24 protein-coding genes are annotated in these 26,671 nt (G+C 52.2%); 3 read left to right on the forward strand and 21 right to left on the reverse strand.

Annotation, left to right across the window (positions count from 1 at the left end; all coding sequences use genetic code 11):
- Positions 1–54: 54 nt before the first annotated feature.
- The 14 genes from FGS84_RS15325 to mtaB all read right to left on the reverse strand — a co-directional run bounded on the left by FGS84_RS15325 (position 55) and on the right by mtaB (position 15,736).
- On the reverse strand, positions 55–1,443 hold the full coding sequence (locus FGS84_RS15325) for a glycine--tRNA ligase (RefSeq protein WP_138309414.1): 1,389 nt from the start codon (positions 1,441–1,443) through the stop codon (positions 55–57).
- A gap of 55 nt (positions 1,444–1,498) precedes the next feature.
- Entirely contained in the window at positions 1,499–2,152 is a 654-nt protein-coding gene (locus tag FGS84_RS15330; protein ID WP_171042643.1) for a hypothetical protein, read from the reverse strand.
- Between the two features lie 94 nt (positions 2,153–2,246).
- The gene (gene recO, locus FGS84_RS15335) at positions 2,247–2,897 is read right to left on the reverse strand and encodes a DNA repair protein RecO (protein ID WP_138309416.1); all 651 of its coding nucleotides are present in this window, start codon (positions 2,895–2,897) and stop codon (positions 2,247–2,249) included.
- A gap of 118 nt (positions 2,898–3,015) precedes the next feature.
- Complete coding sequence (gene era / locus FGS84_RS15340; protein ID WP_138309417.1) at positions 3,016–3,927, reverse strand: GTPase Era; 912 nt, start codon at positions 3,925–3,927, stop codon at positions 3,016–3,018.
- A 21-nt stretch (positions 3,928–3,948) separates the two neighbouring features.
- Positions 3,949–6,918 (reverse strand): insulinase family protein, encoded by a 2,970-nt coding sequence (locus tag FGS84_RS15345; RefSeq protein WP_138309418.1) that lies wholly within the window; start codon positions 6,916–6,918, stop codon positions 3,949–3,951.
- A 185-nt stretch (positions 6,919–7,103) separates the two neighbouring features.
- Entirely contained in the window at positions 7,104–7,931 is an 828-nt protein-coding gene (locus FGS84_RS15350; RefSeq protein WP_138309419.1) for a YdcF family protein, read from the reverse strand.
- A 77-nt stretch (positions 7,932–8,008) separates the two neighbouring features.
- Positions 8,009–9,244, reverse strand: a complete 1,236-nt coding sequence (locus FGS84_RS15355; protein ID WP_138309420.1) for a U32 family peptidase — start codon at positions 9,242–9,244, stop codon at positions 8,009–8,011.
- Positions 9,241–9,900: an O-methyltransferase gene (locus FGS84_RS15360; RefSeq protein ID WP_138309421.1), complete on the reverse strand. Its 660-nt coding sequence runs from the start codon at positions 9,898–9,900 to the stop codon at positions 9,241–9,243. The genes FGS84_RS15355 and FGS84_RS15360 overlap by 4 nt, the downstream gene beginning before the upstream one ends.
- Entirely contained in the window at positions 9,897–10,607 is a 711-nt protein-coding gene (locus FGS84_RS15365) for an endolytic transglycosylase MltG (protein ID WP_138309422.1), read from the reverse strand. The genes FGS84_RS15360 and FGS84_RS15365 overlap by 4 nt, the downstream gene beginning before the upstream one ends.
- Before the next feature lie 93 nt (positions 10,608–10,700).
- The gene (locus FGS84_RS15370) at positions 10,701–12,341 is read right to left on the reverse strand and encodes a ribonuclease J (RefSeq protein WP_138309506.1); all 1,641 of its coding nucleotides are present in this window, start codon (positions 12,339–12,341) and stop codon (positions 10,701–10,703) included.
- Positions 12,342–12,992: 651 nt separating this feature from the next.
- Complete coding sequence (locus FGS84_RS15375; protein WP_002567794.1) at positions 12,993–13,277, reverse strand: DUF1292 domain-containing protein; 285 nt, start codon at positions 13,275–13,277, stop codon at positions 12,993–12,995.
- A 36-nt stretch (positions 13,278–13,313) separates the two neighbouring features.
- A complete protein-coding gene (gene ruvX, locus FGS84_RS15380) occupies positions 13,314–13,739 on the reverse strand; it encodes a Holliday junction resolvase RuvX (protein ID WP_138309423.1) in 426 nt (141 codons plus the stop codon).
- Positions 13,740–13,964: 225 nt separating this feature from the next.
- Positions 13,965–14,225: an IreB family regulatory phosphoprotein gene (locus FGS84_RS15385; protein ID WP_002567796.1), complete on the reverse strand. Its 261-nt coding sequence runs from the start codon at positions 14,223–14,225 to the stop codon at positions 13,965–13,967.
- A 149-nt stretch (positions 14,226–14,374) separates the two neighbouring features.
- The gene (gene mtaB / locus FGS84_RS15390) at positions 14,375–15,736 is read right to left on the reverse strand and encodes a tRNA (N(6)-L-threonylcarbamoyladenosine(37)-C(2))-methylthiotransferase MtaB (RefSeq protein ID WP_138309424.1); all 1,362 of its coding nucleotides are present in this window, start codon (positions 15,734–15,736) and stop codon (positions 14,375–14,377) included.
- 205 nt (positions 15,737–15,941) lie between these two features.
- Between mtaB and FGS84_RS15395 the strand changes: the two genes are divergently transcribed.
- A complete protein-coding gene (locus FGS84_RS15395; RefSeq protein WP_002577933.1) occupies positions 15,942–16,175 on the forward strand; it encodes a PTS sugar transporter in 234 nt (77 codons plus the stop codon).
- A 134-nt stretch (positions 16,176–16,309) separates the two neighbouring features.
- On the opposite strand, the gene thiI is transcribed toward FGS84_RS15395, so the two are convergent.
- The 7 genes from thiI to FGS84_RS15435 form a co-directional block, all read right to left on the reverse strand.
- Positions 16,310–17,494 carry a tRNA uracil 4-sulfurtransferase ThiI gene (gene thiI / locus FGS84_RS15400; protein WP_138309425.1) on the reverse strand — a complete coding sequence of 395 codons (1,185 nt, stop codon included), beginning with the start codon at positions 17,492–17,494 and terminating at the stop codon, positions 16,310–16,312.
- A gap of 119 nt (positions 17,495–17,613) precedes the next feature.
- Entirely contained in the window at positions 17,614–18,768 is a 1,155-nt protein-coding gene (locus tag FGS84_RS15405) for a cysteine desulfurase family protein (RefSeq protein ID WP_138309426.1), read from the reverse strand.
- Between the two features lie 13 nt (positions 18,769–18,781).
- Positions 18,782–19,531 (reverse strand): 16S rRNA (uracil(1498)-N(3))-methyltransferase, encoded by a 750-nt coding sequence (locus FGS84_RS15410; RefSeq protein ID WP_138309427.1) that lies wholly within the window; start codon positions 19,529–19,531, stop codon positions 18,782–18,784.
- A 31-nt stretch (positions 19,532–19,562) separates the two neighbouring features.
- Positions 19,563–20,519 (reverse strand): 50S ribosomal protein L11 methyltransferase, encoded by a 957-nt coding sequence (prmA, locus tag FGS84_RS15415; RefSeq protein WP_138309428.1) that lies wholly within the window; start codon positions 20,517–20,519, stop codon positions 19,563–19,565.
- 18 nt (positions 20,520–20,537) lie between these two features.
- A complete protein-coding gene (locus tag FGS84_RS15420) occupies positions 20,538–21,293 on the reverse strand; it encodes a TSUP family transporter (protein WP_138309429.1) in 756 nt (251 codons plus the stop codon).
- Between the two features lie 565 nt (positions 21,294–21,858).
- On the reverse strand, positions 21,859–22,035 hold the full coding sequence (locus FGS84_RS31980; RefSeq protein ID WP_347563841.1) for a hypothetical protein: 177 nt from the start codon (positions 22,033–22,035) through the stop codon (positions 21,859–21,861).
- 43 nt (positions 22,036–22,078) lie between these two features.
- Positions 22,079–22,810, reverse strand: coding sequence for a hypothetical protein (locus tag FGS84_RS15435; RefSeq protein WP_138309430.1), 732 nt, complete (start codon positions 22,808–22,810; stop codon positions 22,079–22,081).
- A 227-nt stretch (positions 22,811–23,037) separates the two neighbouring features.
- Here FGS84_RS15435 and FGS84_RS15440 point away from each other — a divergent pair, with 227 nt between their 5' ends.
- Positions 23,038–24,762, forward strand: coding sequence for an ABC transporter ATP-binding protein (locus tag FGS84_RS15440; protein WP_138309431.1), 1,725 nt, complete (start codon positions 23,038–23,040; stop codon positions 24,760–24,762).
- Positions 24,762–26,657, forward strand: a complete 1,896-nt coding sequence (locus tag FGS84_RS15445) for an ABC transporter ATP-binding protein (RefSeq protein ID WP_138309432.1) — start codon at positions 24,762–24,764, stop codon at positions 26,655–26,657. The genes FGS84_RS15440 and FGS84_RS15445 overlap by 1 nt, the downstream gene beginning before the upstream one ends.
- The last annotated feature ends 14 nt before the right edge of the window (positions 26,658–26,671 follow it).

Below are 26,671 nucleotides of genomic sequence, written 5' to 3' on the forward strand. Positions count from 1 at the left end.
CCGGAAAAAGTGGGGGATTCTTATTCATATTATAATATCAGTCTGTCAACGCCTTTAAAACATAAACTTCTCAGCAAAGTAATCCTTCAGCTCTGCAATGGGAACCCTTACCTGCTCCATGGTGTCCCTGTCGCGGACCGTTACCGCATGGTCTTCTTCTGAGTCAAAGTCATAGGTAATGCAGAACGGAGTGCCGATTTCATCCTGTCTCCTGTATCTCTTACCAATATTGCCTCTGTCGTCAAACTCGCAGTTATAATATTTGGAAAGCTCTGTGTAAATCTTTTCAGCGCCTTCGTTCAGTTTCTTGGACAGCGGAAGCACGCCCACCTTTACAGGAGCAATGGCCGGGTGGAAATGAAGAACGGTTCTTACATCGCCTTCCCCAATCTCCTCCTCGTCATAGGCAGCGCACAGGAATGCCAGGGTTACACGGTCAGCTCCCAGTGAAGGCTCAATTACATAAGGAATGTATCTCTCCTTTGTCTCATCGTCAAAGTAGGACATATCCTGTCCGGATACCTTCTGGTGCTGGCTTAAGTCATAGTCAGTCCTGTCGGCAATGCCCCAAAGCTCGCCCCAGCCAAATGGGAACAGATACTCCAGGTCTGTGGTTGCCTTGCTGTAGAAGCTCAGCTCCTCAGGAGAATGGTCCCTGGCCCTCAGCTCGTCGTCCTTAATGCCTAAGGACCTTAACCAGTTAATGCAGAATTCCTTCCAATAAGCAAACCACTCCAGGTCAGTGTCAGGCTTGCAGAAGAATTCCAGCTCCATCTGCTCAAATTCCCTGGTACGGAAAGTAAAGTTACCAGGCGTAATCTCGTTGCGGAAGGACTTGCCAATCTGTCCAATGCCGAAAGGCACTTTCTTTCTGGATGTTCTCTGAACATTCTTAAAGTTTACAAAAATACCCTGGGCAGTCTCCGGACGCAGATAAACCGTGCTCTTGGCATCCTCTGTTACGCCCTGGAAGGTCTTGAACATCAGATTGAACTGGCGGATATCCGTAAAGTCATGGGCGCCGCAGCTTGGACAGCAGATATTGTTGTCATCGATGTACTGCTTCATCTGCTCCTGTGACCAGCCGTCAACAGAGCCTTCCATCTGGATTCCATGGGCGTCATTGTAATCCTCAATCAGTTTGTCTGCACGGAATCTCTCCTTGCACTGCTTACAGTCCATCAGAGGGTCGGAGAAGCCGCCCAGATGTCCGCTGGCAACCCATGTCTGGGAGTTCATCAGAATGGCACAGTCAACGCCTACGTTGTAAGGACTCTCCATGATAAACTTCTGCCACCAGGCTCTCTTTACATTATTTTTCAGTTCCACACCCAGGTTTCCATAATCCCAGGTATTGGCCAGGCCGCCGTAAATCTCAGAACCCGGATACACAAAACCCCTGTTCTTGGCCAATGCCACGATTTTCTCCATTGTCTTTTCCATATCTGCATCCTCTCTTTTAATTATTATAGATTTAATATAGATTAAATCATAAAAATTACTTTAATATGATGTAGCTGGTTCCCTCCCCGGACGTCTGCACCCGGTTGGAATCCTTCAGCACACAGCCGTCACTTACATATTGAATCTTTTTCTCTGTCACAATGACGCCCTGTCCTGCCGCCTTGACCACCATGCTCTGCCCTTCCTTGAGGGCTGTCCCCTGGTCCGCTGCCTTCCCCTTCTCATCCTTAAAGGATACATCCGTAAGTTCACCGGACATGGCAGCCACCCTTCCTGTATCCAGCTGGGTAAAGGGCACATTATAATCCCCAATCTCCTGGGCAAATTCAATGAGGCGCCCCGGAGTGTCGTATTCCGTAACCAGTGTGGCTGTTCCCTTCTCAATCCTGGCCGAAACCATGGCCACCGGAAGTTTCTCAGAACCTTCTGTATTTTCATAGGAAGCAGCCTTGCCCAGCCCGCTGTTAAAATTACTGATTTTCTGTCCGGCTGAGGTTTTCAGCTCATTCTCTGTATAGTCCCCCTGCTGGTAAGTCTCTACCGACGCCCACCTGACGCTGCCGTCGCCTGCCACATAGACGCTGTTCTCCGTGGGTTCTGCGGCTCCCCCCATGCCTATCCTGGAGCATCCCGCAAGCGCCACAGCCGCTGCTGCCAGCAGCAGGATACCCATCACAATCTTCTTCATATCTGTTCCTTCCTCATGCTTCTTTGCCGCGGTACCGGGCATATGGACATATTATATCCTCTGAATGCCATAATTTCAAGACTTATAATGGATTTTATGCTGTCAGGGTTTCCAGAATTTCCAGGGAACGGAACTCATGACGCACAAAATACCGTCTGCTTTTTTCCACAACAGACTCAAATTCCTTCAGCACCTCTTCCTTCAGCACAAACTTATAAAGGGACTCGGCCGGCGAACAGATGACATACTCCCAGGCGTATTGGCAGGATTCTGAAACAGGAACCGGAGGGTCCTGTGTGTATTCCCCATTGATTACCATGCTCTTAAGCTCAAAAATCCTGCGCACCAGCTGGTTTGGAAGGGCCGGACGCAGCAGGGCCCTGAGGGACTGGTAGAGAAGCTTTAACAGCTCTGTCCCGTCCAGGTTTTCCTGGGCAAAATAAGCCGCTGTTTCCAGAAAATAGGAGCCGTAGCAGGCTGCCTCCATGTCCGCGGACAGCTCGTCAAAATAATTGGTAATCTGGGCTGACTGCAGATTGTAGGCATTCTTCCCCTCATAAAGGTTAAAATTTCCAAAACAAAAAGGCCTGCTGGCTGCCATCAGGGGATTGCCCGGCTTCCTGGCGCCATGGGAAAATGCGGTAATCTTTCCCCTCTCCCTTGTAAGCAGCACCAGACGCCGGTCATAATCCCCGGAGGGAGCCGAAAGGAGAACCATCCCAGTCAATGTTACTGTCTCTCTCATTTCCAGTTTTCCCCTCCTCTCAGCATTTCCATCAGACCCTCTGCCAAATCCCTGTGGTTTTTCCACCGTCAGCGTTGTAAAACCAACCGTTATCCACATTTATAGACGAGATTTTTTCTCAGATTTCTTTTTGATTGTAGCCGTAATTCTTCATATACAGCTCGCTGTCCCGCCATTCCTTTCTGACTTTGACCCACAGCTGCAGGTTAACCCGGGTATCCATCATGTTTTCAATCTCTTTCCTGGCCTCTATGCCGATGCGTTTCAGCATGCTTCCGCCCTTTCCAATGATGATTCCCTTGTGAGATTCCCTCTCACATACAATGCTGGCCTCTATGTCAATCAGGCCGTTTGGACGTTCCTTCATCGTTTCAATGGTCACGGCAATGCCATGGGGTATCTCATCATCCAGCAGGCGCAGGGCCTTTTCCCGTATAAGCTCGGAAGCTATCTGGCGCATGGGCTGGTCTGTCACTGTATCCTCATCATAAAACTGGGGTCCGTAAGGCAGGTATTTGAAAACCAGCTCTGTCAGCAGGTCCGTGTTCTTATCCTTTAATGCAGAGAGCGGCACGATTTCCGCAAACTCGCACACATCCTTGTAGGCCGCAATAAAGGTGAGGATTTCATCCTGGTTCTTCACCGTATCAATCTTATTGATTACCAGAATAACCGGGGTGTTCACATTTTTAAGCTGCTCCGCAATATGGCGCTCCCCTGCGCCGATAAAGGTGGTTGGCTCCACCAGCCAGAGAATCACATCCACTTCCTTCAGTGTGTGCTCCGCCACATTTACCATGTATTCTCCCAGCTTATTCTTGGCCTTATGGATACCGGGAGTGTCTAAGAAGATAATCTGCCCCCTGTCATCTGTGTACACGGTCTGTATCCTGTTTCTGGTGGTCTGGGGCTTATCCGAGGTAATTGCAATCTTCTGGCCAATCAAGTGGTTCATCAGAGTGGACTTGCCCACATTGGGACGTCCAATCAGCGTAACAAAGCCCGATTTCTTCTGTATATTCTCTTCCATTTAACTCTCTCTTCCTTAAAATTAGTGGTAAAGATTCTTTACCTCACCAAACATGCCCTCCTGGGCCCGAATCTGTTCATCATTTCCAATCACGCACAGCGCCCCGGTGTCCAGAACGGCCTGTACAATGTCAGCCAGGGCCTTTATATCTTCCTGGGTCACATCCAGAATCTGCTCCCTCTCCTTCTGCACCATTTCATCCGTCACGCCGGAAAGGTATGCAGACAGGTTCCTGGCTCCCTTCATGGATGGGGTAAGAGGCGTATCCACATCGCTCATGGTACCAATAACATACTTTGTCATGTCCCTCTCGTCAATGGAGAAATTCCTCAGATAGTCCGGAATTCCTTCGTACACCTGATTGGTCGCTTCCAGGTTGGGATCCCTGTAGGATACCAGGCATCCGTCCCCCGTGCGGCTGAAGCTGCTCATGCATCCGTAAGCCCCGCCCTTGACACGCAGGTTCATCCACAGGTATTCATAGTTCATGATAACCTTTAAGACTCTCAGGGCGCCTGTGTACTCCAGTTTTCTTCCGCCGGCTTCCTTTCCCGCAAAGGAACCGCACCTGGCCACATAATTCACCTGGGATGCTGTTTTAAAGCCCTCGTTGCGGTTGTCCGGCCGGAACACAAATTCATATTTCTTTCCTTCTCCCTGTACAAGGGCCGACCGGAAGGTCTTAAGCTCCACCGGCAGCCTGCTGTAGCCTTCTGCATCAGCCGTATAGGATACCAGCAGGTTATCCGGGGTGAACAGGCGGGAACATACATCCTTAAGTCTTGCAATCAATTGTCCCCTATAGGAATGGTCCTCCCCAAACCTGCGGCTGACATCCTCCAAAAATTGATAATATCCAATTCCTCCGGTGATATCGTTGAACGCTGCAGCAGCAGAGTAATAGGATGAAGCCCTGCCAACCGCTGCTCCGTGGGATGCGTCCTCCATCTTCATCCTGGCCCTGGACCTGGTTTCGTCCAGAATCTCTCCCAGACGCTTTTCATCATCCAGTTTGGAACGGGTCAGAATCTCTGCCAGTATGGAGAAGGCAAAGTCCAGTTTATCATAAAGCACCTTTGCACTGGCAACAAACGCCCCTGTAAATTGTCCGGGATGCGCCGTATCCGGATAAGATGACACTGCAAAGCTCACACCGCCGCTATTAAGATAAATCTCGCTGGTCAGGTCCCCATAGCTGTAATGCTCCGTATCCACATATCCCAGCACTGCCTTCAGAAGTCCCACATAGGGCAGGTCCTCAGCCGGCACCCGGCTGGTGTCAAACAGCACCTTCAGATATCCGATTCCGGATGTGAACAGGCTGCTGTGGATTACCCTTACTCCGTCCTCCACCTTTACCTCGTAGGAAAAACGTCCGCCTTCCCGTTCAATATCCTCCCGCTGCAGCATGGGAATCTTCTCCAGGTCCTCCTGTCTGGATGGTTCCTCCTGGTATTCCTTTAGCTGTCTGGTCCGGACGGTCAAAGCCTCCAGCTCTTCCCTGCCAAGGGAATCCTTATAAGCCTTCAGCCTTTCAGCCAGCCTGCGGTCCTCCTCAGCTGTCTGGTTTACCCTGGGGCGCACCAGGACAACCGCCTCATGGGGGTTATCCAGAAGCCAGCGTTGTATCAGCTGTTCAAAATACCCTTCCTCCACTGCTTGTTTCAGGTAATCAAAGGTCTTCTGATATTCCAGGTGGAGGGTAGGCTTTCCGCCGTACAGCCAGCTGTCCAGTGACCACAGACCGTACATAAGTCCCTTTGGCGCGGAACCATAGTCCGCTTCGCGGTAACGGAATTCATAGAGATTCAGTCCGGCCAGAAGGCTCTTCCTGTCAATTCCCTGGTCAGCCAGCTTTCGCAGGGTTCCCTTTACAACCGCCAGGAATTCCCCCTTCTGCTCCGGATTGGCGTTCTTTGCAACGACGGAGAAATAGGGCTGCAGAATCCCGCAGTCATAACCGCCCAGAATGTCCTGCCCAATGCCTGCATCAATCAATGCCTGCTTTAAGGGCGCGCCCGGTGCGTTAATCAAAGTATATTCCAGAATCTGGAAAGCAACATAAAGTACAGGGTCCAAATCCGTCCCCACCACAGTGTTGATGGAAATATAGGACCTGTCCTTTGTCCCCTCCTCCTCCGTGACCGAGTAGGTGATTTCCCGCTGGACCGGACGTTCAAAGGGCTGCTGCAGGGTGATGGCAGAGTCTGCATGGCAGTCCTTCCTGTCATAATGTCCCAGGTACTCCTGGTCCAGCCATGTCAGCTTCTGCACCATATCCATATCTCCGTAGAGATAGATATAGCTGTTGGCCGGATGATAGTAATTCCGGTGAAATGCAATGAACTTCTCATAGGTCAGTTCCGGTATCACAGCAGGGTCGCCCCCTGACTCATTGGAGTAGGTGGTGTCCGGGAAGAGCACATTTCTGGTAAAACGGTCCAAAACACTTTCCGGCGATGAAAAGGCTCCCTTCATCTCATTATACACAACGCCGTTGATGGTCAGCTCATCCTCCGGAGACTCCAGTTCATAATGCCAGCCCTCCTGAAGGAATATCCTGGGCTCCCTGTAGATAGCAGGGTGGAGCACGCCGTCCAGATATACGTCCATCAGATTCTGGAAATCCTTGTCATTGCAGCTGGCCACAGGATATACGGTCTTATCCGGATAGGTCATGGCATTCAGGAACGTGTTCAGGGAACCCTTGACCAGTTCCACAAAGGGGTCCTTGACCGGAAACTTATCCGACCCTTCCAGCACACTGTGCTCCAGTATATGGGGCAGTCCCGTACTGTCATCGGGCGGTGTACGGAAACCGATATAGAACACCTTGTTCTCATCCTCATTGGACATCAGGAAAATCCTGGCGCCGCTTTTTATGTGTTCCAGCACCATGGCCCGGGAGTCCATTTCCTCCACGTACATCTCTTCTGACACGCGGTAAGCGGCCAGCTCTTTTACCTGTTCCAGATTCCTTCCATCTGCCATTGATTCACTCTCTCCATTCTATCGTTCATTCAGTCATATCATGATAATTACTATTCTGCCACTATTTCCACGGCCCATACACCCGGCCTCTTACAGAACCCTGCCGTATGGCCCTTTCCTATATTCCAGCCATTTATTCCGGCTGTCCCCTCCCGGCATGTATCCCATGTATCCCATCCATACCGTCACATATTCCCCATGAGCCTGTCCTTCACAATGGAAGCGCATTCCCTCACGCACAGATGGATGAACAGCACCGGGTCAGAGTCGGCCGATATGCCGTATACATTGTCAAATCCCCATTTTTCCGCTGTAAGTCTGGCACGGTAAATATGGAAATTGCTGGTGAGGACTCCTATTTCCAGCGGCTTATCCGGTGCAATGGCATAGGGAACCGAACCGGTCTTGCCGGGCATGGGGATAATTTCCCTCTTGTCCTTCATCCGGTCCTGCTCTATGACAATTTTACTGTAGGCAATGTTCTCAACCGTGCTGGCGGAATACTCCTCCATCAGCAGCTGCCCGGGGCTGACTCCGTTGTACACCAGGTAATCATACATGACCCTGGCCTCGCTTTCCGTCTCCCCCGGCCCCCTGCCCCCTGAGAGCACCAGAATGGTGTCCGGATTCTCCTCCGCATAGACAATGGCCCTGTCCAGCCGTTTTCTCAGGGAATTACTGACCGTATGTTCCTTGACCCTGGCTCCCAGCACAATAACATAATCCAGGTTAGCCTTGCCCGGCGTGGCAGCTCCCAGAAACACCAGGACACAGAGAATTCCCAGCACAGCCACACCGGCAATACAGGTAGTCACCACCGACACCGGCACCCAGCGGGGAATCCGTTCCATGTTCCTGGCATAATACCATCTTCCATATACCAGGAAAACAAGCAGGGCCGCAAAAAACAGCCATATGAAGGCAAAGGAGGTGCTTATGCCCGCATACACCACAATGATTATAAAATAAGCAACGCAAAGCACTGCCAGCCCCATAAGTACTCCATCTAACATCCCAAGGCACCTCCTGTCTGCCAGAGCCCTCCCGGCCCAGGCGCAGCTTCTTCCTCCCGAATACGGTTCCGGACAGTCTATTCCTCAGTCTCTTCTTTTCTCCGCAGGATATCATAAACAGATACCTCCGCCGGCAGTCCGACCCACAGAATCTGTTTTGAATGGGGCGCGCTCTCCTGCTCATTGCCCTCATTATCTGTGATGGACTCCACTGTCACTTCCAGATTTTGTCCTCCGGGCTTCATGACCTCAATGGTTTCACCCACGGAAAACTTATTTTTCTGCTCAATCCTGCACCGGCCCCGGCTGTCCGTGTCCTCCACGGTTCCCAGATATGTGTAGCTTTTCACATAGGTGCTGCTGTCATATATGTGGTCATCCGCCGTGGGTTTCCCAAAGTAGAAACCGGTGGTGAACCTGCGGTTGGTGCATTTTCCTATTTCTTCCCTGTACCACTCCAGATTTTCCCTGTAAACCGCCGGGTCCTTCAGATAATCGTCAATGGCCCTGCGGTAGGCCCTGGTGACCGTAGCCACGTAAAGGGCGGTCTTCATCCTTCCCTCTATCTTAAAGCTGTCAATTCCGGCATCTATCATCTCAGGAATATACTCCACCATGCACAGGTCCTTGGAATTGAAGATATAGGTGCCCCGGTCATTTTCATATACAGGCATGTACTCCCCCGGTCTGGTCTCCTCCACCAGAGAGTATTTCCAGCGGCAGGGATGGGTGCAGGCGCCCTGGTTAGCGTCCCTTCCCACAAAATAATTGCTCAGAAGGCATCTGCCGGAATAGGATATGCACATGGCGCCGTGGATAAAGCTCTCTATCTGCATATCCTCAGGAATGCGGTCCCGGATTTCCCGGATTTCCGCCAGAGACAGCTCCCTTGCAGACACCACGCGCCTTGCTCCCAGTCCGTGCCAGAACAGGTAGGTTCCGTAATTGGTATTGTTGGCCTGGGTGCTTATGTGTATTTCCATGTCAGGAAGGACCCTTCTAGCAATTGCAAACACGCCCGGATCCGATATGATAAGCGCATCCGGAGCCACATCCCTCATCTCTTCAAAATAAGCCTCCACCCCCGGCAGGTCCCCGTTGTGAGCCAGTATGTTGGCTGTCACGTAGACTTTAACCCCGCGCGCATGGGCAAAGGCAATTCCTTGTTTCATCTCTTCATTGGAAAAATTATGGGCCTTGGCCCGCAGGCCAAATGCCTCGCCTCCGATATATACGGCATCCGCCCCGTAAACAACGGCTGTTTTCAGCACGTCCAGGCTTCCAGCCGGTATCAGCAATTCTGTCTTTCTCATTCCACTCTCTCCGTATACTTGGTGCTGACAGCAACCCCGTCCCCTATGGGGATGATGGCTGTCTCCAGTCCCTTCCTGTGCTTCAGTTCGTACAGATACCGCCGCATCCTGCTGTGGATGGTCCTGTTCCTGCGCTCCACCGCAAAGCGGGATTCCACAATGTCCCCGTCCTGGAGAACATTGTCCGATATGAGCATTCCCCTGTCTGGCATCAGTTCCAGAATCATAGGCAGCCAGTGCAGATACTGGCCCTTTGCGGCATCCATGAACACCAGGTCAAAGGTCTGTCCCTTCAGTCCGGCCAGCAGGTCGTCTGCATCTCCTGCCAGAAGGGTAATGCGCCCCTCCTCACCGGCCTTTTTAAAATTATCCATGGCCGCAGGGATTCGCTTCTCATACTTCTCAATGGTGGTGATGCGGCAGTTTTCCGGCATCACACTGCACATAAGAAGGGATGAGTATCCCACAGCCGTCCCTATCTCCAGTATATGTTCCGGCCGCAGGGCTGCCACCAGGGTCTTTAGAAGGGCTGCTGTCTCCCTGCGTATAATAGGCACCCGGTCCCTGACAGCTTCCAGTTCTATGGAATCCAGCAGACTGCCCTGGCTGGATTCCAGGGAATGTATATAGTCCGTAATCCTGTTATTTACTATCATTGGGTTCCATCCTCTGCAGCATCCTCAATCCATCCGTCTTCCATCTCCTGGTCCTCGCCTTCATAGGTCTGCTCATTGGCCTGGACCTCCTGGGGGTCCAGGGCGTCCGCCCCTGCCTGGGAAGCCGGGGTGCCGTCAGCCGGTATTCCCTGGTCTGTTTCCGCTGCCGGAACAGCCCCGTCCTGGGATGCGGCTGCCGGTTCCGCGGATGCCCCCCGTCCGGAAGCAGCTCCATCCCCTTTGGCCCCCTCTGATGCGCCGGATTCAGATGTCCTGGCTCCGGACGCCTTGGCTCCGCCGGACTGGGCCGGTTTTGCGCTGTCTTCGGTTTCCGGCTTCTCATTGAGCAGCTGGAGGATTTCCTTGGATGTCATGGACGTATTAAGGTTATAGGTGCCAGGATAGATTGTCTCGTAATCATAGAACTTGCTCTGGAAAATAAAGGCAAACTCACTTTTAATAAGCCCCTTATGGGCAAGAAACTCCGCAGCCTCAGACACGGATTCCTCCGAATCAATCCGGACTACCATATCCTGTCCCGGCGCCTCGTCCACTGCCTCGGCAAAAAATATCTCATGGCCAAAGGCATAGCCCCTGGCAACGGCCTCGTACAGCAGCAGAATAATCAGGGCATATACCATGAGTTTCACGGATATGCTGATTATAGTGGTTGTGATTTTGTTGATTTCCCTTGTCCTATTGCTCATAATCCATTCCTCTTATCCTGCCCGGCGTCTTCATGTCCGCGGTATTCCTGGACCGGGCGCGCTGCCTGTACGGCAGCACGCGGGTCCTGAATCTTATACCTCCATGATAATTGGCAGAATCACGGGATTGCGCTTCATGCGCTTCCACAAAAAGTCACTTAAACTGTCTTTGATGATGTTCTTTATCTTACCCCAGTCGCTGACATGACGGTCCAGGCAGTCCTGTACCGCGTCATATACAATGGTGTGGGCTTCCTCCAGTAAATCCTCGGATTCCCGCACATACACGAAGCCTCTGGACACAATGTCCGGGCCTGCCAGCAGCTGGTTGCTGTGTTTCTCTAAGGTCAGCACTACTACAATAATACCATTTTGTGCAAGGTTTTGTCTATCCCGTAATACGATATTGCCCACATCGCCCACGCCCAGGCCATCCACAAAGATGCCTCCGCAGGTCACATGGTCTATAACCTCGCAGCTGTCCTCGTCCAGGGCAACCACATCGCCGGAATTGACCATAACCGCGTTTTCCTTCTGCACTCCCATAAACTGGGCCAGCTCTCTCTGGGCCATACGATGACGGTACTCGCCATGGATGGGGATGGAAAACTTGGGATGCACCAGGGAATAAATCAGCTTTAAGTCCTCCTGGCAGGCATGTCCTGAAACATGGGTATCCTGGCAGATTACCTCTGCGCCCTTCATGGACAGCTCGTTCACCACATTGGCCACGGCCTTCTCGTTGCCCGGTATAGGGGTGGAGCTCAGCACCACCACGTCTCCCGGCAAAATGGATACCTTCTTGTGAATGCTGGCAGCCATCCTGGAAAGAGCAGCCATGGACTCGCCCTGGCTTCCCGTTGTGATGAGCACAGTGGATTCCGGCGGGTAATTCTTCAGGTGTTCAATGTCAATCAGAGTTCCCTCCGGCACATTGATATACCCCAGCTTGCTGGCAATATCCATGATAGTCACCATGCTGCGGCCTTCCACCACAACCTTGCGGCCGTATTTGTATGCCGTGTTCACCACCTGCTGCACCCTGTCCACATTGGAGGCAAAGGTAGCCACAAAAATACGCTGGTTCTTGTGTTCTGCAAATATGGCGTCAAATGTCTTACCCACGGTGCGCTCAGACATGGTGAATCCGGGACGGATGGCGTTGGTGCTGTCTGCCATAAGGGCCAGCACGCCCTTTTTTCCCAGCTCCGCAAAGCGCTGCAAATCAATGGGGTCCCCAAATACCGGCGTGTAGTCAATCTTAAAGTCTCCTGTGTGCAGCACGGTTCCCACCGGCGTAAATATGGCCAGGGCGGATGCATCCTGGATGCTGTGGTTTGTCTTTACGAATTCCACCCTGAAACATCCCAGGTTCACGGACTGTCCGTGCTTCATCACCTTTCTCTTGGTGTTCTTTAAGAGGCGGTGCTCCTCCAGCTTATGCTCAATCAGGGCAATGGTCAGCTTTGTGCCGTATACAGGCACATTGACCTGCTGCAGGATATAAGGCAGGGCGCCGATATGGTCCTCATGGCCATGGGTGATAACAAAGCCCTTCACCTTGTCAATGTTCTGCTTTAAGTAGGTCACATCCGGTATTACCAGGTCAATGCCCAGCATGTCGTCCCCCGGGAAGGCCAGTCCGCAGTCCACTACAATGATGCTGTCCTCATATTCAAAAGCAGTGATGTTCATACCAATCTGCTCAAGACCGCCTAACGGAATGATTTTCAGCTTGCCCTTTCCGTCCTTTTTTCCGTCCCGTGCCTTTTGTCTGGCAGGTGCGGGAAGTGCTTTTGATTCGCCGGAATTTCTGGCCGTCTTAGAGTCCCCTGTATTCCTGGAATTCCTGGATTCTCCTGCATTCCTGGATGATTTGGCCTCCCCTGCATTCCTGGACGCTTTGGCTTCCCCTGTGCTCCTGGACGATTTGGCTTCCCCTGCATTTCTGGAAGCTTTTGACTCGCCGGATGCCTTTGTGTTTCCGGTTCCCCTGGAGGTCCTTGCACCGCCGCTGTCCTTGGACTCCTTGGCGGCAGAGACTGTCTGGGCCTCACCCTTTTGTCCGTTTCTGCTCTTGGCCTGTCCCCGTGGGGAACCCTGGCTTTTCTTTTTCTGGGTTTCCCCATTCCCCGCCGGTTCCTTGGACGCAGTCTTTTTCTGGGCCGGTCTTCTGTTCTGCGGTTTCCTGGCAGGCTGCTCCTGTGCGGCGGCTGCCTCCTGAACATTGGTTTCCTGAACGCCGGACTCCTGGACGCCGGACTCCCGGACACTGTTTTCCTGTACGGCCTGGATTCTTACCTCTGCGGCTGCCTCCGGCGCCACCTCTGCCGTATTCTCTTTTTCTTCTAAATTCAAATTGATTCCTCCAATCTCTGTTTCTATCTATTTCTCAAGGTCCACATCTGCATCGCTTAACAGTTCTTCAAACACTTTCATCAGTGCGTCCAGTTCGCTGTCGTCTTCCACAAACTCATACACGGCCTCAGCGTCCTGCTGTCCTGACATATCCTTAAGGATATAGCACTCTCCGTCCTCGCCTTCCGGCGCGTCTGTTACAAGCAGATAACTCCTTGCATTTATCCTTGTTTCCTCTAACACATAAAAATCCACGGATTCACCGGAATCCGTCACCATGGTAATCATATCTTCTCTCGTCTTTTCTTCCATCTCTTCTCTCCTGGCTTCTGACTGTTCCGCCGCAGCCTAAACATGCTGCAGGCTGTCCAGATATCCCTGCAAAATCAAGGCCGCCGCAATCTGGTCCACGCTTTTCTTCCTGTTTTCCCTGCGGACACCGCTTTCAATCAGCACACGCTGCGCCGCCACTGTGGTGAGGCGTTCGTCCCAGAGAATAACCTCAAGGCCGGTGCGTCTTTCCAGGGCAGCTTTAAACTCCTGGGTCTTTTCCCCCCGCTCGCCCACTGTATTGTTCATATTCTTAGGATAACCAAGAACAATACGTTCAATCTCGTATTCACCAATTAATTGCTCAATCCGCGCAAGGGTCTGACGCAATTTATTCTCGCTGGCCCTGGTGATTGTTTCCACTGTCTGGGCAGTAATACCTAAAGGGTCGCAGACCGCCACCCCAACTGTTTTTGAGCCAAAATCCAGACCCATTATCCTCATATTCAATTCCTCCGGTAAACATAAAAAATCGGAATGCACCATAAAAGCAGCTGGCTCATCGCCAACTGAATGCATCCCACTCATATCCATCCGTACATTACTGCGAAGGCCTGTCCCCAGGCCTTCTGTTATTCACGCCGCATATCCTTGCCCGCCCGCTGTCAGCGGGCCGGTTGCCCCTGGAGCGCCTTCTGCAGGTTGCCCCGGAACCTGTCTGAACCGTTCCTATTTCAGACGGGCATCAATATACACAGCCATCAGTTCCTCCAGAATCTCATCACGTTCAACCTTCATAATAAGACTTCTGGCGCCCTTATGGCTGGTAATATAAGTCGGGTCCCCAGACATGATATAACCCACTATCTGGTTCACGGGATTATACCCCTTTTCAGTCAAGGCAATATAGACCTGCTCCAGTACGTCGCTTACTTCTATCTTTTTGTCCTGAACAGCTTGAAAATATTGTGTATCTTTTATATTGCCCATGTCATCACGTCCTTTAAGTATTCTTCTCTATTCTACATTATATTTTGCTATTCGGCAATAGATTATTTTCTTAATTTTTTCTAATTATTGTCATGTTTCTGTAAAATGTCGCACAATCTTTCCGTCTTTTCGGAAATATGTTCCTTTTTTTAAGAAAATTCTACCTTTAATACCTCATCATTCAGGAGTCCTGAAGCAGAAAGTTCCATAATGCGCCCCGCAAGCTGCTTCCGGTCCATCCCGTCCTCCAGCAGAAGGGCTGCCTTGACATACTGGGGCGTATAGCCCGTCATATACCACTTTCCTTCCATCTCAGCCGCTTCCTCAAACAGAACCGATACCCGTTTTCCCGCAAACCGCTCCCTGTACCGGCGGGACATGGTCTTTTCCAGCTCCAGCAGCACATCGCTGCGCCAGGCCTTTACCTGCTCCGGCACCTGTTCCGCCATAACCGCTGCCCTGGTGCCCTGGCGTCTGGAATATTTAAACACATGCATCTCATAAAATTGCACTGTCTCCAGAAAATCCCTGGTTATCCCGAACTCTTCCTCTGTCTCTCCCGGAAATCCTGCAATCACATCCGTTGTGATGGCCGGATGGTCAAAGGCCTCCCTGAGTATGCTGCAGCGCCTGAGATAATCCTCCGTTGTATAGTGGCGGTTCATCCGTTTCAGCGTGTCATCACAGCCGCTTTGAAGGGAAAGATGGAAATGAGGACAGAACTTCGGCAGGCCGGCCAGCTTTGCCGCAAATTCCCTGGTAATGATTCTGGGTTCCAGGGAGCCCAGGCGGATGCGCTCCAGCCCTTCCACCCGGTGAATCCGTTCTATCAAATCCCACAGAGGGCCGCTGTCCCAGTCTCCGCCCTTTACAGGGCTTCCGTCCATGTGTTCCGTTCCATAGGAGCTTAAATGGATGCCCGTAAGCACCACTTCCCTGTATCCCCGGGCCACCAGGCCTTCCACCTCAGCCACCACATCCTCAGGCTTCCTGCTTCTGACTCTGCCCCTGGCGTAAGGGATGATGCAGTAGCTGCAAAACTGATTGCAGCCGTCCTGAACCTTGATGAACGCCCTGGTATGTTCCCCCAGACGGCTTACATGAAGCTCCTCGTACTCCCCGGCGCTGGCAATGTCCAGCACATAGCCGTCCCTGCCGGTCTGCCGGTCCCTCATGTACTCTTCCAGAATGTCCGCCAGACGGGCCTTATTGTTGTTGCCGATAATGATATCCACGCTGCTGTCTTCCTTCAGGGTGCCGGCAGCCACCTGGACATAACAGCCCGCTGCCACCACCACGGCCTCCGGGTTCAGCTTCTTTGCGCGGTGAAGCATCTGGCGTGATTTGCGGTCCGCGATATTGGTCACGGAGCATGTATTGATGATATAGACATCCGCCTTCCGGTCAAAGGGCACGATTTCATAACCGCGCTCCTCCAGCTGCTGCTGCATGGCCTCTGTCTCATAAGCATTAACTTTGCATCCCAGGTTGTGCAGGGCTGCTTTTGGCATTGTAAAACCTCCTGTTCACGGTCTGCTGCGACCAATTATACAGGGCATCCGCCCTATGGAACTATAACCAAATTACCATATTGTTCCTGCGTTTTTCATGCAATCTCACTATTGACTTTTAGTCCCCCTGTCTGTAGTATTAAAGCAAAGCAGAATTCACTGCAGTCATAATTCAAACACACATACCACAAGGAGGGTTTTTCTCATGAAAACAGTTCGCATTTCGTTAAATTCCATTGACAAGGTTAAGTCATTTGTAAATGATTTATCTAAGTTTGATGTTGATTTTGATTTGGTTTCCGGCAGATATGTTATTGATGCTAAGTCTATCATGGGTATCTTCAGCCTGGATTTATCCAAGCCAATCGACCTGAACATCCACGCTGAGAGCGGCGTTGATGACATTCTGGCCATTTTAGCACCATACATCATCGCTTAATCTGCTGATTCATTTCCCGCCTGCCGCGGGACAAGGCACATACGTCAAATCATCAGAAACCATCAGAGTCTGCCGAGGCAGACTCTTTTTATGTTTGTTTCCGGTTTGTATTGCCTGCCGTACCTCTGCGCCCTTTATCCCTGGCAGAGAATCTGTTCCGTTGTCTCCAGGGCTGTCTCCACCAGCTGGTCAATCTTTTCTTCCAGACGGCGCTCAGAGCTGTGAATCACATTGATGTTGGGCTTTGTCACCGGATGCTTGGCCACAAAGATGGTGCAGCAGTCCTCGTAAGGCTGTATGGATGTCTCATAGGTCCCGATTCGCTCAGATACATCCACAATTTCCTGCTTGTCAAAGCCAATGACCGGACGGAACACAGGCATGGTGCACACCTCATTGGTAGCTGCCAGGGACTGCAGTGTCTGGGAGGCCACCTGCCCAATGCTCTCACCTGTAATCAGGCCGATGGAGCCGGTGCGCTCCGCTATGGTCTGGGCAATCCGCATCATATAGCGGCGCATGATGATGGTCAGCTCCTCATGAGGACATTTGTCATAGATGTAGAGCTGGATATCCGTAAAATTCACCACATGGAGATTGATGGGGCCTGCGTATCTGGCCACCAGGTTTGCCAGGTCCACCACCTTCTGCTTTGCGCGTTCACTGGTATAGGGCGGCGCATGGAAATATACCGCGTCCACCTTCACGCCTCTTTTGGCAATCATATAGCCTGCCACCGGGCTGTCGATGCCGCCGGACAGCAGCAGCATGGCCCTGCCGTTTGTTCCTATGGGCATGCCTCCCGGACCGGGAATCACCAGGGAAAACAGGTTGATTTTCTGGCGTACTTCCACATGGAGAACCACATCGGGATGGTGGACATCTACCCGCATCAGGGGAAATGCCTCCAGAATCGCCTCTCCCATGTCCCGGTTAATCTGCTCCGAGGTCACGGGATACTGCTTGTCCCCCCTGCGGGCGTTTACCTTGAAGGTGATGTTCTTATCCGGATACACCTGATTCATGTATTCCACCACATGTTTTTTCAGGTTTCCGTAATCCTTATCCTCAATCTGCACCATGGGACAGATATCCGCAATGCCGAATACCCGCTTAAGGGCTTCCACGGCATCATCGTAATCATAGTCCGTCTCCGCCTTCACATAGATGCGCCCCGACTCCTTGGTGACGTCAAACTCCCCCTCCACGCTCTTTAGCGCATAGCGAATCTGCTTTATCAGGGCATCCTCAAACATATACCGGTTCTTGCCCTTGGTGCCAATCTCTGCGTATTTAATCAAAAATGACTGGTACTGCATCTCTTACCTCTTTCTATTGTTCAATCGTCCGCTTCACTGTCTTGCGGCAGCGTATCATTTCCGTGCATCATTTCCGTGCATCATCTCCGTGCATCATTCCTGTATATCATTTCCGTGCATTATCCCCGGTGGTACCGTCTCAGCACCGGCAGAAGCTCTTCCAGGACCTCCATACAGTAATCTATTTCTTCCTTTGTGTTGAACATGCCGAAGCTGAACCTCAGTGTGGAATCCAGCAGTTCCTTTCTGACGCCAATGGCCTTTAAGGTGCCGCTGATTGCAGGGTGGTTGGAGGAGCAGGCCGAGCCGGAGGAAACATAGATTCCCTTGTCCTCCAGAGCATGGAGAAGGACCTCGCTTCTCACTCCCTGAAAGCTTGCGCTGACAATCTGGGGCGCGCTCTCTGCTCCCTTCCGGCTGTTGACAACAACACCCGGCAGGGCAGCCATGCGGTCTGTCATATAATCCTTCAGGCCCGTAATGTACTCTGTCTTCTGCTGATGGTCCGTGTACATTTCCCTGGCCGCCTGGCCCATGCCCGCAATGCCCGGAACATTTTCCGTGCCTGAACGCATGTCCTTCTGCTGGCCGCCTCCGTAGAGAAGGGGACAAATTTTCACCCTCTCATCGATGTATAGGAATCCCACCCCCTTGGGACCGTGAATCTTGTGGGCGCTGACAGACAACAGGTCGATTCCCTGTTTCTTCGGACGAATCACAAGCTTGCCGTAGGCCTGGATGGCATCCACATGAAAAAGAGCGGCAGGATTCCTGCCATGGACAAGGGATGCAATCTGCTCCACCGGTTCAATGGCTCCCACCTCGTTATTCACATACATAACAGATACCAGAATGGTATCCGGACGCATGGATTCCTCCAGCTCCTCCAGGGATATATGGCCCTGGCTGTCCACAGACAGATATGTGACTTCAAACCCCTGCTGCTCCAGATATGCCAAAGGATTGTACACTGAGGCATGTTCAATCCTGGTGCTGATGATGTGCTTTCCGGCCCTCCGGTTTGCCATGGCAGTGCCGATGAGCGCCATGTTGTTGGATTCCGTACCGCCGGAGGTAAACAGGATTTCCTTGTCCCTGACCTTTAATGTCTTTGCAATATCCGCCGCTGCCCGGCGCACATACTGCTCCGCCTCCATACCCTTTCTGTGTTTGGCGGAGGGATTGCCGTAATCCTCGGTCATGGTTTTCACCACAATATCCCTCACACTGTCAAACACGCGGGTGGTGGCTGAATTGTCAAAATATGCTTCCATTATATAAACTCCTTTACAGCGCCCCTTCCAGCCGCATCATCAGTACCGACAGCACGGCCAGGCCTGCTGTCTCTGTCCTCAGTATCCTGCGTCCCAGACTGACGGGCCGCACGCCTTTTGAAAGGGCCAGCTCTATCTCCCTTTCGTCAAAGCCTCCCTCCGGACCAATGAACACAGCAATATCCTGTCCCGGTCCGACGGCATCCAGCTCCGCCTTTGTGCCCTCCATCCCCGCCTCATGTTCATAAGGAATGAGACGCACGGAAAATCCCCGGCTCTCCACAAAGTCAAAGGCTTCTTTTAAAGTCATGAGGCCGGATACCCCGGGAACCAGGCTCCGTTTGGACTGCTTGGCGGCACTTTCCGCTATGGCCTGCCACCGCTTGCGCTTGGCCTCTTCCTTTTTCGGCTCCAGTTTAACCACCGTGTTTCTGGTGGACACAGGAATAATACCTGCCGCCCCCAGCTCCACGGCCTTTTGGATGATAAACTCCATCTTATCAGATTTGGGCAGTCCCTGAAAGAGCCAGATTCTGGAAGGCAGCTCCCGTCCTTCCTCCTGGATTTGTCTAATCCGGGCCGTAACCTCCTGGCCGGCGATGTCTTCCGCCCCGCAGAGGTAATCCCTGCCAGTGCCGTCGCTGACCAGGATTTCCTCCCCCGGTCTTATGCGCAGGACATTCTTTATGTGGTTCACGTCAGGACCGGTTATCCTTACCAGTCCGTCCTCCACCTGCTCAGGATTTACAAAAAAATGATGCATGGTTTTCCCTCAGGTCCTTCCTTAATATAACCTATTTTCTTCTGGCAGTCACGCTCACCCATTCGCCCTGGTATGTGATTTCCACCACCTCCAGGTCCCGGCAGCGCGCAAATGCCTCCTTCACTGCCTCTTCCTTCATATCAATGATGCCGGAGGTGATGAAGATACCGCCTTTTTTCAGATGGGCAGGTATCTCGTCCACCAGCAGGATGATGACATCCGCCAGTATGTTGGCCACCGCCACATCGTATTTGCCGTATCCGGCCCACTCCTTTACGGAAGTATCATCTATGATATTTCCCTGGAGCACATGGAACCTGTCCTCCGGAATATGGTTGGCTTCCAGGTTCTCCCTCACGGCGTTAATGGCATTTTCATCCAGGTCCGTTCCCCACACCTGGTCCGCCCCCAGCTTCAGGGCCGTGATTCCCAGGATGCCGCTGCCCGTCCCCACGTCCAGCACCGTGGTGTCCCGGTTCACGTACTTTTTAAGCTGGCGGATGCACAGCTGGGTAGTCTCATGCATACCGGTTCCAAAGGCAGTGCCCGGGTCAATCTGCACCAGAAGCTTGTCCTTGTGCTCCTCAGGGACAGACTCCCAGGTAGGCTTAATCAGGATATCATCCACTGTAAAGGGCTTGAAATACTGTTTCCAGTTGTTAATCCAGTCCTTGTCCTCTGTTTCCGATGCAGTGATGGTCCTGGCGCCCAGGTCCGTAAATGGAGCCAGCTCATCCAGCCCTTCCTCCACCCGTCTGAGATAATCCGCCACATCCGCGTCTTCATCCAGGTAAAAGCTTATCCTGGCAACCCCTTCATCCGGAGGAAGCTCAGGGAGAATGTCGATAAACATCCCCTTTGTCTCCTTCTCTGTCAGAGGCACATTGTCCTCGATTTCGATTCCCTCTATACCAATGTCGTCAAACATGCTGCTAATCAGGTCCACCGCCTCAGTGGTGGTGGTTAACGTAAATTTTTTCCATTTCATATGATTCACTCCTATTTCCTATGTGCCGCTTACTATTTTAATGAACAATACCCCAAGCACCATCAGCACCACGGGGCGGACCACCTTTTGTCCGTCGTGGGCCACCATACCGGCCCCGATATAGTGTCCTGCTATGGAACAAACACCGGCCGTAAGCCCCAGCGGGTAGTAAACATTTCCGGTTGCAATAAAGGTCACAAGCGCCGCAATATTAGAGGAAAGGTTGATTACCTTTGTCTGTGCGGATGCGCTGCGTGTATCCAGCCCCGCTGCCCCTGTGAGAATGAGAATCAGGAAGGTTCCTGTGCCCGGCCCGTAAAAGCCGTCATATCCTCCCACAAAAAAAGCCGCCCCCATGCATATGGCAAACACCTTTTTTCCGGAAATGGCATCTGTCCTGTCTCCGGCTCCCATATCCTTGTTCCTGAGCACATAAAAGGCCACAACAGGCAGCACCACAATCATCATGTGCTTGATGACTGATTCCGGCACCATGAGAGCCAGATGGGCCCCAAGGGCCGAGCCTGCAAGGGCTGCTGCAGAGGAACAGACCGCCATAAACACTTTTCCATTCAGGAAACCATGTTTTGCCAGGCGGGCCGTGGAAACAGCGGTTCCCATGGCTGAACTGAGCTTATTGGTACCCAGGGCCACATGGGCGGGCACCCCTGCAATGAGATATGCAGGCAAGGCAATAAGCCCGCCGCCGCCTGCAATGGAATCCACCAGTCCGGCCAAAAATACCAACGGGCACACAATAAGATATTGTAACATGATTGTATCCTCTTTTCCGTAAAACAACCTTTATATTATCACATATTATGTGCACTGGCAATAAGCGGCAATTTTTTTTTGCAATAAAAAAGCCCCGCCCTGCATTAACATTATGAACGGATGAAAGAAAGATGCCGGGGCAGAAGCGGGCAGCCGTGCAGGCCCCAGGGGACGGGATTCCGGAACATACAATCATAAACCAAAAGGGCGGCAAAAAGCCGCGCGAAATTCCAACATTGCATTACACTCCATCACACACACATACCGGATGGAACGGCTCCCAGGCATTGAACCAAGATACGAAAGAAACGGATTACCATACAGTTACCATATAAATAAGGATACAAAGGAAAAAATTGCTTCTGGTCTTAAAGTTACCATACGACAAAAAACAGAAAACCCCGGCGCCTGCTTGCCACAGGCGCCGGGGTTTTCCGGTTTTCACGTCGGATTATACATGCTTACATATCTCTTCCCTCAACGCTTTTGCCATCTCCTGATATTCTTCCTCCGAGAGAGCCACTTTCTCCACATCGTCATGGAACGCCTCCCCGAAAAATACAGCCTATCCCTCTGCCCTGGTGGCCTTTAACGACCGCCTGGCCCTGGGAGCCATCCAGGCCATCCACCAAGCCGGCCTTAAGGTTCCGGACGACATCAGCGTCATCGGATACGACAACTCAGACCAGGCAAAATACTCCATGCCCAAGATTACCACCGTGGAAATCCATGCATCCCTCATGGCCCAGACAGCGGCCAGAATGCTGTTCCAGCCACGGTTTCCGCTACCGGACCAAAGCGCCGTCCGCTCCCACCACATAGCCGTCCGGGGTTGTGGTGTTCATAAACAGCCGCCCCATGGTCCCGTCTGACTGGGTATTAAAATAATAAAGCTTCCCATCTATCATCTGCCAGCCCGTGCGCATCATCCCCAGGGTGCCGTCATCCAGGGGATTCAGATAATACCGGTTCCCGTCGCTGTCCGTAAACCATCCTGTCAGCATATACCCATTCTGGTCAAAGCGGTACCAGCGGTTATGAATCAGCTGCCAGCCCCCGGACAGCCAGCTGCCGCCATAGAGCTGGAACCACCAGCCCCCCGGGCTGTATCTCCAGCCCTGGCCGTACTGGACTCCAGGCCCTCCATTGTAATACCACCAGTCATCCTCATCCCAGTCGTCCCAATCATCCCAGTAATCGTCATTGGGGTCCCACCAATATCCGGGGTCAAACTGGGCCGTGGACGTATCCGGCACATTGGTGTTAAAGCCAGGGTAAGCCCTGACCGTATTATCTGTAGTAACCTGGGCATTGCCCTGAGGCGCTGAGGGACCGCCGTAATCATAGGTCCCTGACGGCGAAGTCCCGTAATCATATTCCACCCCCGGACCGCCCCTGCGGTAATGGTCATAATACCAGCTGTCTCCCGGCCCATAGGCCAGGCAGTCCTGAACCGGCAGGAAAGACAGCGCAGTCACGGCCGCCAGTATGAACGGCGCGGAAATCATCCTTCTCATGTTTATCTCCTCTTTTAACTTAGGTCTGTATTACATTCCCGATTACATTCTTATGCATATTTAAAAGTATATCACAACACGATTGACATTTTCAACACATGAACATACAATAGTTGTATGTGCAACTATTGTGAATGCAATTTTCTTGGGCCAAAGAACTGAAATTGCATTCTTATAGGCCAAACACAGGGAATAATCGTCACAGTTCAACGAAGGAGGATTCCGGAATGAAGGAATTTTTATCTTACCTGAAACCCTACAAAAGGGATGCGGTCATGGCTGTTTTCTGCATTGAGGCCGAGACCGTGTTTGAGTTAATCATCCCACTGGTCATGGCTTCCATTGTGGATGTGGGCGTAGCCACCGGGGACCGGCATTACATTATGATGAAGGGACTGCAAATGGTCCTCTTTGCCCTTATCTCCCTTGTACTGGGTCAGGGTTCAGCCATGTTTGCGGCCCGGTGCGGCCAGGGTCTGGGTGCTGAAATCCGCAGGGCGGAGTTTGCAAAGCTGCAGCAGTTTTCCTTTGCCAACACAGACCATTTCAGCAGTTCTTCCCTGGTGACCCGCCTTACCAGCGACGTGACCACCATCCAGAACTCCGTTGCCACAGGCATGCGTCCAGCTTTCCGCTCCCCGGTCATGATGCTGACCGCCATGGCTGCTTCCTTTTACATCAATCCCCAGCTGGCCATGGTGTTTCTGGTGGCTGCCCCGGCACTGGGTGTGCTGCTGTTTTTTATTATCAGCCATGTACGCCCCCTGTACAGCGTGATGCAGGGCGCCATTGACATGGTAAACCGCATCATCCAGGAAAACCTCACCGCCATCCGGGTGGTGAAATCCTATGTCAGGGGCGACCATGAAATCCAGAAATTCGAGGAGGTCAATTACAATCTGCAGTTTACTGCGGAAAAAGCCTTCCGCCTGGCAGTCCTGAACATGCCGGCCATGCAGCTGGTTATGTACTCCACCATCCTTTGCATCCTGTGGTTCGGCGGCAGACTGGTCACCATAGGCGGTGTGAAGGTGGGTGAGCTGACCGGATTTCTCAGCTATGTGCTGCAGGTTTTAAATTCCCTGATGATGTTCTCCAATGTATTTCTCATGACTACCAGGGCCCTTGCTTCCTGGAAGCGCATCTCAGAGGTCATGGATGAGGAAATCGACATAAAGGAGGATGCCTCCAGCTCGCTTATGGTGGAGCACGGGGATATCCGGTTTGAACATGTATATTTTAAATACAATCAAAACGCTGCCGAGTATGTGCTCTCCGACATTTCCTTTCATATTAAAGCAGGCCAGACCGTGGGAATCATCGGCCAGACAGGCGCTGCCAAGAGCACGCTGGTCCAGCTGATTCCCAGGCTCTATGAAGCCACAGAGGGCACCGTATATATAGACGGCCGGCCGGTCCGCGAATATTCCCTCAAAGGACTGAGGGATTCCATCGCCATGGTGCTCCAGAAAAACACCCTGTTTTCCGGCACGGTAAAGGATAACCTGCGCTGGGGCAAGGAAATGGCCACGGACCAGGAAATCGGGGAGGCATGCCGCATTGCGTGTGTGGATGAATTCATTGACCGTCTGGAGCACGGTTATGAAACAGAGCTGGGCCAGGGAGGAGTCAATGTGTCAGGAGGGCAGAAGCAGCGGCTCTGCATTGCCAGGGCCATCCTCAAGTCCCCCAGGGTACTGATTCTGGACGATTCCACCAGCGCGGTGGATACAGCCACAGAGGCCAAAATCAGGGACGGACTGGCAAAGAGCATGCCGGATACAACGAAAATCATCATTGCACAGCGCATATCCTCAGTGGTCCTTGCAGACCAGATTATCATCCTGGAGGACGGACAGGTGAATGCAGTGGGCAGCCATGAAACCCTGCTGGCCTCCAACCAGATTTATCAGGATATATATCATTCTCAACAGGAAGGGGCGAATCTGTAATGGCAAGAATAGCAAATTATAACCGTCCCAAGGACACCCGGCGTACCCTGAGACAGATGCTCAGCTATCTGGGGCGGCACAAATGGTATATGCTGCTGATTGCCCTCCTGGTGACAATCAGCGCCCTGGCCAGCATATTGGGAACATACCTGCTGAAGCCGGTCATCAACCAATATATTCTTCCGGGAGACATACCGGGGCTTATAAAAATGCTTGTGGTCATGGGTGCGCTGTACCTGTGCGGCGCCCTCTCCTGTTATGCTTATAATCAGATGATGGTCCACATTTCCCAGAAGGTGGTCAGCGAAATCCGGTCCGACCTGTTCCGGCACACCCAGCGCCTTCCCCTGACCTACTTTGATGCCCATACCCACGGGGAACTGATGAGCCGTTTTACCAACGATGTGGATACCATCAGCGAGGCGCTTAACAATAGCTTTGCAATGATGATACAGAGCTTTATTACCATCACAGGGACCATTACCATGCTGCTGGTGCTGGACCGGCGCCTTTCCCTCATAGTCATGGTGTTTCTGGCTCTCATGGTTCTGTTCATCCGTTATAACGGCAAAAGGAGCAGGAAGTATTTTACCCAGCAGCAGAGATATCTGGGCAGCATCAACGGCTTTGTGGAGGAAATGGTGGCGGGCCAGAAGGTAGAAAAGGTATTTAACCATGAGGCCCAGGACTACGAGGAATTCTGCCGCCGCAACGAGGCATTCCGGGTGGCTGCCACCAAGGCCCTGACCTATTCCGGCATGACGGTGCCCACCATCGTGGCCCTGTCCTATGTCAATTACGCCCTGTCAGCCTGCGTGGGCGGTCTTTTTGCCCTGTCAGGCCTTACGGATTTGGGGACCCTGGCATCCTATCTGGTGTATGTGCGCCAGAGCGCCATGCCCATGAACCAGTTCACCCAGCAGATTAACTTTCTTCTGGCGGCCCTGTCGGGAGCTGAGAGAATATTTGATATGATGAACGAGACACAGGAACCGGACCAAGGTACGGTTACCCTGTGCAATGTATGCAAGGATGAAAACGGCATTTTGAAAGAGTGCAGGGAATATACCCACGCCTTTGCCTGGAAGGTACCCGATGAAGTCCCTGCCGGGGCGTCCGGGCTCCGCACTGCCTCCGGGTCCGGCTTCCGTCTGATTCCATTGCAGGGGGATGTGCATTTCAACCAGGTTGTATTCGGATACACGCCGGAGAAAACCATACTGAACGGCATCAGTCTCTATGCCAAACCGGGACAGAAAATCGCATTTGTAGGTTCCACCGGAGCAGGCAAGACCACCATCATCAATCTGGTGAACCGTTTCTACGAAATACAGCAGGGCAGCATCACCTATGACGGCATTGACATAAGGACCATCAGAAAGGATGACTTGCGCCGCTCCCTTTCCATGGTTATCCAGGATACACATCTGTTTACAGGAACCATAGCGGACAATATACGGTACGGGCGGCTGGACGCCACAGACGAGGATGTGGTAAGGGCCGCCAAAGTAGCCAACGCCCACTCCTTCATCCGGCGCCTGCCCCAGGGCTATGATACCCCCCTTCACAGCGATGGCGCCAACCTTTCTCAGGGCCAGCGCCAGCTCCTGGCCATTGCAAGGGCTGCCATCTCCCGTCCGCCTGTGCTGATTCTGGATGAGGCCACCAGCTCCATTGACACGCGGACGGAAAAACTCATCGAAAAGGGCATGGACGCCCTGATGGACGGGCGTACGGTCTTTGTCATTGCCCACAGGCTGTCCACGGTCCGCAACTCCAAGGCCATCATGGTACTGGAAAAAGGAGAGATTATAGAACGGGGAAACCATGAGGAACTGATAGACCAGAAGGGGCGGTATTACCAGCTTTACACAGGCCAGTTTGAACTGGAATAGAGAAAGGAAGTATG

Source organism: Clostridium sp. 1001271st1 H5 (genome assembly GCF_005845215.1).
Lineage (GTDB): Bacteria > Bacillota > Clostridia > Lachnospirales > Lachnospiraceae > Enterocloster.